The following is an 11,891-nucleotide window of genomic DNA, read 5'->3' on the forward strand; positions in this document are numbered from 1 at the left end:
TTATGGTGGATACAGGATCAGCAGTTGATTTTTTAAGTAATCCAATTTTATGGGGCGTTGTCCTCGTAGTTTTATTGATCGCCTTTTTGATGATACGCTACCGAATCGGAAAACCCGATGAAGCGTTGATCGTCACGGGGTCGTTTTTAGGAAAAGAAGGCATCAAGATTTTAAAAAACAGTGGGACGTTTGTGATTCCTATTGTTCAAAAGGCACATAAATTAAGTTTACTGACTCACAAGTTAGAGATTGGGACACCAGAAGTTTATACAGAACAAGGCGTACCGATCAAAGCCAGTGCCACGGTGTTAGTGAAAGTCGGCAACAGTACCGAGTCGATCAAGACAGCCGCTGAACAATATCTGGGTAAATCCACTGGTGAACTGGAAGATGAAGCGCAAGAAGTCTTAGAAGGTCACTTACGGGCAATTCTAGGTACGATGACGGTGGAAGCCATCTACAAAAACCGCGATGATTTTGCGGAACAAGTACAAGAAGTTGCCTCTACGGATTTGAAAAAAATGGGGTTGGAGATCGTTTCGTTTACGATCAAAGACGTTAGCGACAGCAATGGCTACTTGGATGCGTTAGGGCGTCCCCAGATTGCTGAAGTGAAGAAGAATGCTGAAGTAGCAGAATCCAATGCCTTAAGAGAAACGCGGATCAAGCAAGCCGAGAATGAACAGTTGGCACAGCATGAAGAGATCCGTCGCCAAACAGAAATCGCAGAAGCGACAAAAGATATGGCGTTGAAACAAGCGCAGTACAAACAAGAACGTGAAGTTGCGGATGCGAAAGCAGAGCAAATCGCGGTCGGTGAACAAATGAAAGTGCAATTGATCGAGCAAGAAAAAAATATTGAGATACAAGAGAAACAAGCGGAATTGACAGAAAAAGAATTGAATGCAACTGTCCGTAAAAAAGCCGAAGCAGATAAATATGTCGTTGAACAAAACGCATTAGCAGACAAAGCCCGTGAAATCGCCCGAGCACAAGCCGAAGCGGAAAAAGTCAAATTGGCTGCACAAGCGGAAGCGGAACGAATTGAAAAATTAGGTAGTGCCGATGCGGAACGAATCGCAAAAGTCGGTCAAGCCGAAGCGGAAAGCCGAGAAAAAATGGCGATCGCTTTGACCAAACTGAACGAAGCTGGTATTTTGATGGAATTTATCAAAGTGCTGCCTGAAATTGCGAAAGAAGTCAATGCACCCCTTAGCAATATCGATAAAGTGGTCAGCTTTGGCGGCAATGATGGGCTTCAATCAATGGGTGAAGCTGGCTTAGCTCGAACCTTTGATACGATCAAAGAAACCACCGGATTAGACTTAGTGGCGTTGATCAATGACACCATGTCCACAAAACAAGGAAACAAAGAGCTAGTTCAGGCTGTTTCACAAAGCAATGGTTCGCCTCAGCCAACAACGGAGCGGATCGAATAAAAGGAAATAAATGGAAACGTACCAGTGCCTCTCTATTTTGAGAAAGGGACTGGTACGTTTTTATGGCTCTTTTGAGTGATCTTTCTGAAGAATGATAAGAATCTTACGAAGATTCTTAGAAAGTTTTCACAATTATGTCTAAACTTTGAAATATTGATTAAATTCTGACAATTCATTTGTTTTTTTTTGTGGTCTATGCTAAAGTTATTTCGAATCATGAAAAGGGGGGTTACTTTGCAAACGGATCAATTACAAGAAGAGTTTTTTCGTTATCTTATTGTTGAAAGAGGGTATTCAGAAAAGACAAAAAAAGCGTATCAAGAAGATATGAGCGATTTTTTTCACTTCTTGAAAGAGTCTGGCAATGAAGACCCGTTAGCGGTGGAGTATCGTGATGTTCGTGTCTATTTGAGCTACTTGACGGAACGAGGGTATAGCCGTAATTCCATCAGTCGGAAAATGGCTAGCTTGCGTTCATTCTACCAATTTCTAACCAAGCATGAGATCGTCAAAGAGAATCCCTTCGCCTACATTCATTTAAAAAAGAAAAACGCCAAATTGCCGCGTTTTTTTTATGAAAAAGAAATGGATGCTCTTTTTCAAAGTGTCGCTGGTGATGAGCCATTACAACAGCGCAATCAAGCATTGTTAGAAGTCCTCTACGGTTCAGGTCTGCGGGTCAGCGAGTGTAGCAGTCTGACGCTGGGCGCGATCGATTGGGAAAGCGGCGTTTTGCTGATCCACGGAAAAGGCAACAAAGATCGCTATGTTCCTTTCGGCAGTTACGCACAAGCGGCAGTCAAACGCTATCTTACCTCAGGACGCAAGCAACTGATGGAAAAGCAGAACAAGGAACACGAGGTTCTCTTCGTGAATCATCTAGGTGATGGGATCACTGCAACTGGGATCGAGTATGTGTTGAATCAAATCATCCGTAAAAGCAGTTTAGACAGTAAAATCCATCCTCATATGCTGCGGCATACGTTTGCGACCCATCTATTAAACAACGGCGCCGATATGCGGACCGTTCAAGAATTGTTGGGGCATGCCAATCTATCGACGACACAGATTTATGCGCATGTCACCAAAGACAGTTTACAAAAAAATTATCGCCAATTTCATCCACGTGCGTAAAATTGGTACAGGAGGAACGTAAATGAAGTCAGAATTTCATTCAACCACCATCTGTGCGGTTGAAAAAGATGGCAAGTTTGCCATGGCCGGTGACGGACAAGTAACGATGGGAGAACAGGTCGTTATGAAAGGAACCGCTCGGAAAGTCCGTCGAATATACAACGGTGAAGTGATCGTTGGCTTTGCCGGTAGTGTGGCAGATGCCTTTACCTTGGAAGAAAAATTTGAAGGAAAACTAAATGAATACAACGGAAACTTGCAACGAGCTGCAGTAGAATTGGCACAAGAATGGCGGACGCAGCAATCGATGCAAAAATTAGAGGCAATGCTGATCGTCATGAATGACAAGGAGATGCTCTTAGTCTCTGGGACAGGTGAGGTCATTTCGCCAGATGAAGGGATTTTAGCTATCGGTTCAGGTGGAAACTATGCCTTGGCGGCAGCCCGTGCGATGAAACGTTATGGCGGTGAACTATCTGCCAAAGAAATCGCTGAAGGTGCCTTGAATATCGCAGCAGACATTTGTGTCTTTACGAATCACAATATCATTGTAGAAGAGTTTTAAAGAGGGATGACGATATGACAAACCAAAACAAATCACCACGAGAAATCGTGAAAGAATTAGATGAATACATCGTTGGACAAACCAACGCCAAAAAATCAGTGGCGGTTGCTTTAAGAAATCGCTACCGCCGGCTGCAATTAGATGAAAAGATGCAACAAGATGTCACACCAAAAAATATTTTGATGATTGGACCAACGGGCGTTGGGAAAACGGAAATTGCGCGACGGTTAGCGAAAATCGTTGATGCGCCTTTTGTTAAGCTAGAAGCAACGAAATTCACGGAAGTCGGCTATGTCGGTCGAGACGTAGAATCGATGGTACGTGACCTCGTTGAGAATGCGATCCAAATCGTGAAAAAAGAACAATATAAAAACGTGCGGATCCAAGCAGAGAAAAAAGCCAACCGTCGTTTAGTAAAAGTCCTAGTCCCTGGTATTAAAAAGGAACAGAAAAAGAACACTAATCCTTATGAACAAATGATGAATATGTTCAACGCCGCACAACAACCAGAAGAACCAAAAGAAGAATTGACGGATGAGATTCGCAGCAATCGCCAAGCTATTTTTGAGCAATTAGAAAAGGGGCTTTTAGACAACCGGGAAGTGACGATCCAAGTCGATGAACCGAAAAATCAAGCGCCAATGATGAACAATGGCTTAGAACAAATGGGTATTGATTTAAATGAAACATTGGGTGCATTGAAACCGCAAAAGAAAATTGAACGCACAGTAACCGTGAAAGAAGCGCGGGAATTGTTGATTCAAGAAGAATCCTCCAAACTGGTCAACGACGCGGATATTCATAGCGAAGCATTACGCTTAGCGGAATCTAGTGGCATCATTTTCCTTGATGAAATCGACAAAGTATCTTCGAAATCACAGCAATCAGGAGAAGTTTCTCGTGAAGGGGTGCAAAGAGATATCTTGCCGATCGTTGAAGGCTCACAAGTCAATACGAAATATGGAACGTTACAAACCGACCATATTCTCTTTATCGCTTCAGGCGCATTCCATCTATCAAAACCAAGCGATTTGATCCCTGAGTTGCAAGGACGTTTCCCGATCCGCGTGGAACTGGATGACTTGACGAAGGAAGACTTTGTTAAGATTTTAACGGAACCAAACAATGCCTTAGTCAAGCAATACGTTGCCTTGTTGGGAACCGAGAATGTCAAAGTAGTCTTTACGATGGAAGCCATCGAAAAAATTGCCGAAATCGCCTATCAAGTGAATCGCGATACCGACAATATCGGTGCCCGTCGTTTGCATACGATACTAGAAAAACTACTTGAAGATCTATTGTTTGAAGCATCTGAGATGCAAATGGGGGAAATCACGATCACAGAAGCGTATGTGGAAGAAAAACTTGCGTCAATCGCAAAAGATGAAGACTTAAGTCGGTATATTTTATAAAGGGAGCGGACCAATGAAAACATTATTAGAAAAGACAAGACAAATCAACGAATTATTGCAACAAAAAAACACCTTTAATTTAGCTTCTGATTTGCCTTACGACAAAATGGCTGTCATTTTAGGAAACATCCTAGACAGCAATGCGTATATTATTAGCGTCGATGGTAGCGTGTTAGGTTTTGTTGAGAACCATGATGTCAATAATGAGCGCATCAAAAAAATGTTTGTCGAAAAACAGTTTCCTAAAAATTATACAGATTTAGTCGATCATCTGACTTCCACAGAAGCCAATGTGCCGATCAGTGACGATATGACCGCTTTTCCTGTGGAAGGCCGTGAGTTGTATCCTAACGGACTAACAACCATCGTACCGATTTACGGTGCAGGAGAACGCTTAGGGACGATCATTCTTTCCAGAATCGATAAGTCCTTTGATGATGATGATTTGGTATTAGCGGAATACAGTGCGACAGTTGTTGGTATGCAATTCTTGTACCAAAAATCCCGTAGTATCGAAGAAGATGTTCGCAGTACCACAGCTGTTCAAATGGCGATCAACACGCTTTCTTATAGTGAGCTAAAAGCTGTTCAAGCGATCTTTGAGGCATTAGAAGGCGACGAAGGTCGTCTGACCGCATCAAGTATCGCTGACCGTATCGGTATCACCCGTTCGGTGATCGTGAACGCTTTGCGTAAATTAGAGTCTGCCGGTATTATTGAATCCCGCTCTTTGGGGATGAAAGGCACCTACTTAAAAGTGCTTAACAGCCGCTTTAAAGAGGAATTGACGAAACATCAATATTAGGAGATGAGACCATGACAGTTACCATCACGGCCGGTCATCTGCAAGCAAAGATTGCAGAAAAAGGGGCTGAGCTGCAAAGCTTAGTCGATACGAGCAATGACCTTGAATATATTTGGCAAGCTGATCCAAACCACTGGGGAAAGCATGCACCGATCTTATTTCCGATCGTGGGTGCGTTAAAAGAGGACACCTATCAACATGAGGGCAAGAGTTATCATTTGCCTCGTCATGGATTTGCCAGAGACATGTTATTTACTGTCGTTGAAAAACGCACAGATTACGCTTTGTTTTTACTAGAAAGTTCAACTGAAACCAAAGCAAAGTATCCGTTTGATTTTCAGCTGTATGTCAGTTATGAATTAGGCGGTGATGGCTTAGTCGTCAAATACCAAGTGAAGAATAGCGGTCAAAAAGAACTATTCTTCTCCATTGGTGGACACCCTGCATTCAACGTCCCTCTTGAAAAAGGGCTGACTTTTGAAGACTATTATCTTTCTTTTTCTCCAAAGAAATCACGAGTGAAATTGCCGTTAAAAGGCAACTATATTGATTATGAGCAACGCACACTCGGTCAAACGAATACGGATCTACGCTTGACCCATGACATGTTTGCAAATGATGCGCTAGTTTATGAAACGAAAGGATTACATTCCTACTCGATTCGCAGTGAAAAATCGCCTCATAGTGTCACGTTAAGCTACAATAATATGCCGTATGTCGGTTTTTGGTCCACGTATCCAGTGAAATCGCCATTTCTATGTATTGAACCATGGTGCGGCATCGCAGATACGCTAGAAGCCTCCGGTGAGCTGTCAGAAAAGCTGGGGATTCAAGCACTTCCGCCTGAAGAATTATTTGAAACAAAGTATTCCATTACAGTTAAATAAACGTATGAAAAAAGAAGCTGGGAAAAGCGCAATGACTTTTCTCAGCTTCTGCTTATTTGTTCGTTTGACGTTTATTCAGTCCAAAGGGTACCCGACTTTCGGTCCCATCTTTGATGCGGGTAATGTTTTCACGATGGCGAATAAAGATAAAAATCGTTACGCCAATCGCAATGAAGGTCAGCAGCCAATTTTGCTCAGGCAAGATCGCAGGAGCGATAAAAGGCAAGACGATCGTCGATAAGGTGATCAAACACGCCGCGATCATACTGGTCAGGCTCACCATACTTGTCACATAAAGACAGATAACAAAAATCAATGAAGAATAAATGAAAAAGAACGGATTGTATCCTAAGAGCATCCCAGCACTTGTCGCCACTGCTTTGCCGCCTTTAAATTTGGCAAAGATCGGGAAGGTATGACCTAAGATCGCACAGACCCCAAACCAGAGCGGATTGACAGTTTGGAGCCCAAAGATGACTGGCAAGCTGGTCGCCAAAGTTCCTTTTAAGATATCCATCAATAAAACAACGATGCCGGCTTTTTTTCCTAAAACGCGAAATGTATTGGTCGTTCCCGTATTGCCGCTGCCGAATTGGCGAATATCTTTTTTGAAAAACAGTTGGCCAATCCAAACACCAGAGGGGATCGAACCTAAAAGGTAAGCAACAATAAATAAAAGAATCGTATTCATAATAACCAACTTTCTTTGCAAGGCTAGGGCAATTTTAGCATGAAAACGCCTTTCCAACAATAAGAAAATCTTTCGTTGATCAGACAAAGATGAAAAACAGCTTTTCTCAGAGCTGTGGAACACAAACAAGCCATTTTGCGACTCTAGCTTGTGCAAACAAAGGAAAAAGGATAAGATAGTTTAGAAAAATGTTCGCTTGAAAAAAGCGTATTTTGTGTTAAGATTTTTTTTGCAGTCCTTTCAGCATTAGAAAAGGACTGATCAAGATTAAAGGAGCGGTGGGTTTGGCAAAGAAAACCACAGAATATAATGATGCTTCCATTCAGGTCTTAGAGGGTCTGGAAGCAGTAAGAAAACGGCCAGGAATGTATATCGGCTCGACCGATAGCCGCGGCTTGCACCACTTAGTGTATGAAATCGTCGATAATGCGGTTGATGAGGCACTCTCAGGATACGGCAATGAAATCGATGTTACGATCCATAAAGACAATAGTATCAGTGTTCGAGACAATGGTCGGGGAATGCCGGTCGGGACACATGCATCTGGAATCCCAACTGTTGAAGTGATCTTCACCGTGTTACATGCTGGCGGAAAGTTTGGCCAAGGCGGCTACAAAACTTCTGGCGGCCTTCATGGGGTTGGTGCCAGTGTTGTAAATGCCTTATCCAGCTGGCTAGAAGTGGTCATCGTTCGAGACGGTATCGAATACAAACAGAGCTTCAAAGACGGCGGGAAACCAGCAGGTACTTTGAAAAAAATCGGCAAAACCCGTAAACCAACGGGAACAACCGTTACGTTCAAACCAGACGATACAATCTTTTCGGCAACCAAATTCTCCTATGAGATTCTCGCTGAACGTTTGAGAGAATCAGCGTTCTTGTTGAAAGGAGTCAAAATCTCCCTGACGGATGAACGAGGGGAAGAACCGATTCATGAAGTCTTTTTATATGAGGAAGGCATCAAAGAATTTGTTGATTATTTAAATGAAGAAAAAGATACCTTGACCCAGGTGGTTTATTTTTCCGGTACCAAAGAAGCGATCGAGGTAGAGCTTGCCTTTCAATACAATGATGGCTATTCAGAAAACGTCTTGTCTTTTGTCAACAATGTACGTACCAAAGATGGCGGTACCCATGAAGTTGGTATGAAGACGTCAATGACCAAAGCCTTCAATGAGTATGCCCGCAAGGTCAATTTGTTGAAGGAAAAAGATAAGAACCTTGAAGGCAGTGATTTCCGTGAAGGGTTAGCGGCAGTGCTGTCGATCCGCGTGCCAGAAAATCTTTTGCAATTTGAAGGACAGACCAAAGGGAAATTAGGGACACCCTTAGCAAGAAATGCGGTAGACAATGTGATTGGCGAGCAGCTAGGCTATTACCTGCAAGAAAACAGTGAAATGAGTCAAATGCTGGTTCGTAAAGCGATCAAGGCAAGAGAGGCCCGTGAAGCTGCCAGAAAGGCGCGAGAAGAAAGCCGTACTGGAAAGAAACGCAAAAAAGGCGAGTCACTGCTTTCTGGTAAATTAACACCTGCGCAATCTCGTAATCCTAAGAAAAATGAATTGTATTTGGTGGAGGGGGATTCTGCGGGTGGTTCAGCAAAGCAAGGACGAGACCGCAAGTTCCAAGCCATCTTGCCATTGCGAGGCAAAGTCATCAATACTGAAAAAGCCAAGATGCAGGATATTTTGAAAAATGAAGAAATCAATACGATGATCTATACTATCGGTGCCGGTGTTGGCCCAGAGTTTTCAATTGAAGACTGCAACTATGATAAAGTGATCATCATGACCGATGCGGATACCGATGGAGCGCACATCCAAGTGCTGCTTTTAACCTTTTTCTACCGGTATATGAAACCTTTGATCGAAGCGGGGAAAGTATACATTGCTTTGCCGCCTCTGTACAAAGTGTCAAAAGGGTTAGGGAAAAAAGCAGTAGTCGAATACGCTTGGACCGATGATGAACTAAGCAAACTGACCCAAAAAATCGGCAAAGGCTATCTCCTACAGCGCTACAAAGGTTTAGGAGAAATGAATGCCGACCAATTGTGGGAAACGACCATGGACCCAGAAACGCGGACACTGATTCGGGTACGGATCGATGATGCTGCCCAAGCAGAACGTCGCGTCACCACTTTGATGGGGGACAAGGTAGAACCTCGTCGGAAGTGGATCGAAAGTCATGTTCAATTTAGTTTAGAAGAAGATGGCAGTATTTTGGATAAAAAAGAAGATACGGTACCTGAATTAGTTGATGAAAAATTAATGGATACCGAACAAGCAGACAGCAAACAGTTAGTTAAGGAATAGGAGGTGGTCTCTTGGAACACAAAAGCAATATACAAGAATTGACATTGGAAGAAGTGATGGGAGATCGCTTCGGTCGATATTCCAAATACATTATTCAAGAACGGGCATTGCCAGATATTCGTGATGGGTTAAAACCGGTTCAGCGGCGGATTTTATTTGCCATGAACCAAGACGGCAATACCTATGACAAAGGCTTCCGCAAATCAGCAAAATCTGTCGGAAATATCATGGGGAATTTTCACCCCCATGGCGACTCGAGTATCTATGAAGCAATGGTCCGCATGAGTCAAGACTGGAAGCTACGTCAGATTTTGATTGAAATGCACGGGAACAACGGGAGTATGGATGGTGATCCGCCAGCTGCCATGCGTTATACGGAAGCACGGCTTTCAGAATTAAGTGGTGAGCTATTAAAAGATATTGAAAAAAACACCGTCGAATTGGTTTGGAACTTTGATGATACTGAAAAAGAACCAACTGTTCTACCAGCAAAATACCCGAATCTGTTAGTCAATGGCTCAACTGGGATCTCAGCTGGCTATGCAACAGAGATCCCTACCCACAATTTAGGGGAAATCATCGATGGAACGATCTATTTGATCGACCATCCGCAAGCTTCTTTGGATCAGCTGATGAAGTACATTCCTGGCCCTGATTTTCCAACAGGGGGCATTTTACAAGGGAAAGAAGAAATCAAAAAAGCGTATGAAACAGGCAAAGGCAAAGTGATCCTGCGTTCGAAAACCAAGATCGAAGACATCAAAGGTGGCAAACAGCAAATCGTCATCAATGAGATCCCGTATGAGGTCAATAAAGCCAACTTAGTCAAAAAAATGGATGAGATCCGTTTGAATAAACGCATTGATGGGATTGCTGAAGTACGAGATGAAACAGATCGTACTGGACTACAGATTGTTGTCGAGCTGAAAAAAGAAGCAAATGCGCAAGGGATTTTAAATTATTTATTTAAGAATACCGAATTGCAGATCAACTACAACTTCAACATGGTGGCTATCGACAATATGCGCCCCCAACAAGTCGGTTTGAAACGGATTTTAGAAAGCTACATCAAGCATCGGCGTGAAGTAATCGAAAAACGCAGTCGTTTTGAACTGCAAAAAGCCCAAAAGAGACAGCATATCGTCGATGGGTTAATCAAAGCTTTATCGATTCTTGATGAAGTGATCGCCACCATTCGCGGTAGTAAAGACAAAAAAGATGCCAAAAATAATCTGGTGGTTCAACATGGTTTTACCGAAGAACAAGCAGAAGCCATTGTGAACTTACAGTTGTATCGCTTGACCAATACGGACATTACACAATTGCAAGCAGAAGCAAAAGAACTTGCAGAAACGATCGCTGAATTGACAACAATTTTGAATGAAGAAAATGAATTGCTGAAAGTGATCAAGAAAGAACTGCGAGAGATCAAGAAAAAATATACGACGCCGCGGTTGACTGAGATCGAAGCAGAAATTCAAGAAATCAAGATCGAAACACAAGTCTTGGTCGCCCAAGAAGAAGTCGTCGTGACGGTCACAAGAGACGGCTATGTCAAACGCAGCAGCTTGCGTTCTTACGGTGCTTCAAAACCAGAAGAGATCGGCATGAAAGAAGGCGACTCTTTACTTTACAGTAATCAAATGAACACGTTGGATCACCTGTTGTTGGTTACTAATAAAGGGAACACGATCTATCGACCGGTCCATGAATTACCTGATTTAAAATGGAAAGATTTAGGGGAACATATTTCGCAAACAGTCATGACACTGGCGCAAGATGAAATGATCATTGGGGTCTTTGCCTACAAAGAGATCGATCCATTGAAAAATTTCGTGCTGATTAGTAAAAACGGTATGATCAAACAGACACGAATGACGGAATTTGAACCTTGGCGCACCTATAAAACACGGCCGATGACGATCATGAAGCTGAAAGATGAATCAGATGAATTGGTCAACGTCTTTTTGACGGATCAAACGGAAGAAATGGATGTATTCTTAGTCAGTCATCTTGCCTTTGGCTTACGCTACCCGCTTAATGAAGTGCCTGTTGTGGGACCAAAAGCAGCTGGGGTCAAAGCGATGAACCTTAAAGCGGATGATTATCTTATCAATGGGTTGCTCGTTTATTCAGAAGGGGATACACCGATCGTTTTGATCACCCAACGTGGCGCAGCAAAACGAATGTTGGCTCAAGAAATCAACCAATTAGGTCGGGCGAAGCGCGGATTGATGGTCTTGCGGGAATTGAAGAAAAATCCTCATCGCGTCGTCTATATGGGCAGTGGGGAAAATCAGCAACTGCTAGTGACGAATCAAAAAGGACAATCCTTTGAAGTGATCACCAACCAAATCCCGATCAATGATCGGACCTCCAACGGCTCATTTATCATGGATGAGAAAACAGGGGGACAAATCTACGAAGTGAAAACTCAAATCAGTCCTGCAATCGCAGAGGATTCTGTACTATAAATTATAACAAAGCAACCCTTCTGTACCAGTACAGAAGGGTTGCTTTTTTTCTCATAATTAATCTTTCACATTAACGAAAAAGGTACTTTAATAAAAGTTTCACATTTAATAAATACCTATAAATCAACATTTTTAGTAATTAATATCTTAAAAAAAAATAAATTGTTAAAAA

Annotated in this window: 9 protein-coding genes; 8 read left to right on the plus strand and 1 reads right to left on the minus strand. The window is 42.6% G+C overall.

Annotated features, from left to right (window positions below):
* Positions 1-2 precede the first annotated feature (2 nt).
* The 6 genes from P0G38_RS06320 (at position 3) to P0G38_RS06345 (ending at position 6,242) form a co-directional block, all read left to right on the plus strand.
* On the plus strand, positions 3-1,439 hold the full coding sequence (locus P0G38_RS06320; protein ID WP_015510006.1) for a flotillin family protein: 1,437 nt from the start codon (positions 3-5) through the stop codon (positions 1,437-1,439).
* A 195-nt stretch (positions 1,440-1,634) separates the two neighbouring features.
* Positions 1,635-2,573, plus strand: coding sequence for a tyrosine recombinase XerC (gene xerC, locus P0G38_RS06325; RefSeq protein ID WP_275854572.1), 939 nt, complete (start codon positions 1,635-1,637; stop codon positions 2,571-2,573).
* A gap of 22 nt (positions 2,574-2,595) precedes the next feature.
* Entirely contained in the window at positions 2,596-3,138 is a 543-nt protein-coding gene (hslV, locus tag P0G38_RS06330; protein WP_005229630.1) for an ATP-dependent protease subunit HslV, read from the plus strand.
* Positions 3,139-3,152: 14 nt separating this feature from the next.
* Positions 3,153-4,550, plus strand: a complete 1,398-nt coding sequence (hslU, locus tag P0G38_RS06335) for an ATP-dependent protease ATPase subunit HslU (protein ID WP_010749393.1) — start codon at positions 3,153-3,155, stop codon at positions 4,548-4,550.
* A gap of 13 nt (positions 4,551-4,563) precedes the next feature.
* Positions 4,564-5,355, plus strand: a complete 792-nt coding sequence (gene codY / locus P0G38_RS06340) for a GTP-sensing pleiotropic transcriptional regulator CodY (RefSeq protein ID WP_010749394.1) — start codon at positions 4,564-4,566, stop codon at positions 5,353-5,355.
* A gap of 11 nt (positions 5,356-5,366) precedes the next feature.
* The gene (locus P0G38_RS06345) at positions 5,367-6,242 is read left to right on the plus strand and encodes an aldose 1-epimerase family protein (protein ID WP_151194979.1); all 876 of its coding nucleotides are present in this window, start codon (positions 5,367-5,369) and stop codon (positions 6,240-6,242) included.
* A 52-nt stretch (positions 6,243-6,294) separates the two neighbouring features.
* Here P0G38_RS06345 and plsY read toward each other — a convergent pair whose 3' ends face one another.
* The gene (plsY, locus tag P0G38_RS06350; protein WP_275854581.1) at positions 6,295-6,933 is read right to left on the minus strand and encodes a glycerol-3-phosphate 1-O-acyltransferase PlsY; all 639 of its coding nucleotides are present in this window, start codon (positions 6,931-6,933) and stop codon (positions 6,295-6,297) included.
* Positions 6,934-7,217: 284 nt separating this feature from the next.
* On the opposite strand from plsY, the gene parE reads away from it, so the two are divergent.
* Together parE and parC are read left to right on the plus strand one after the other, a co-directional pair.
* Positions 7,218-9,245, plus strand: coding sequence for a DNA topoisomerase IV subunit B (gene parE, locus P0G38_RS06355; protein ID WP_074535153.1), 2,028 nt, complete (start codon positions 7,218-7,220; stop codon positions 9,243-9,245).
* Between the two features lie 11 nt (positions 9,246-9,256).
* A complete protein-coding gene (gene parC, locus P0G38_RS06360; RefSeq protein WP_016610800.1) occupies positions 9,257-11,719 on the plus strand; it encodes a DNA topoisomerase IV subunit A in 2,463 nt (820 codons plus the stop codon).
* Positions 11,720-11,891: the final 172 nt, after the last annotated feature.

The organism is Enterococcus casseliflavus, from assembly GCF_029215545.1.
Taxonomy (GTDB): domain Bacteria; phylum Bacillota; class Bacilli; order Lactobacillales; family Enterococcaceae; genus Enterococcus_D; species Enterococcus_D casseliflavus.